This is a genomic window from Stenotrophomonas sp. SrG (genome assembly GCF_050031795.1).
GTDB classification, from domain to species: Bacteria; Pseudomonadota; Gammaproteobacteria; order Xanthomonadales; family Xanthomonadaceae; genus Stenotrophomonas; species Stenotrophomonas rhizophila_A.
In genome coordinates this window covers 1-231 of sequence record NZ_JBNBBE010001661.1, presented here as the reverse complement: position 1 = coordinate 231, position 231 = coordinate 1, and the positions used below count along the sequence as shown (strand labels likewise).

Here is a 231-nt window from a genome sequence, read left to right as displayed (position 1 = left end):
ATGGGTGGCGGTGTGATCAGGTGTGGTGGTCAGGAACTTGACTGCCTGCACAGCCGCGCGGTCTCCATCAGGAAACAAGTGCTGCAGGCCGGGGCGACTGAGCGGCAACAGCCTGGATCGGGCCGCCTTGTAGCGAACCCGCGATACAACCTGACCCTTGAGCTTGGCGGTAGGGAACTCGCACAGGCCGTTGCGTCCGATCACCGTGTAACGCAATAACGCTTCCCACAG

Annotated in this window: 1 protein-coding gene; it reads right to left on the bottom strand. The window is 61.9% G+C overall.

What is annotated here, in order from left to right:
- The coding region (locus ACQG3P_RS25010; protein WP_426806550.1) for a hypothetical protein at positions 1 to 231 on the bottom strand (231 nt) is incomplete at both ends.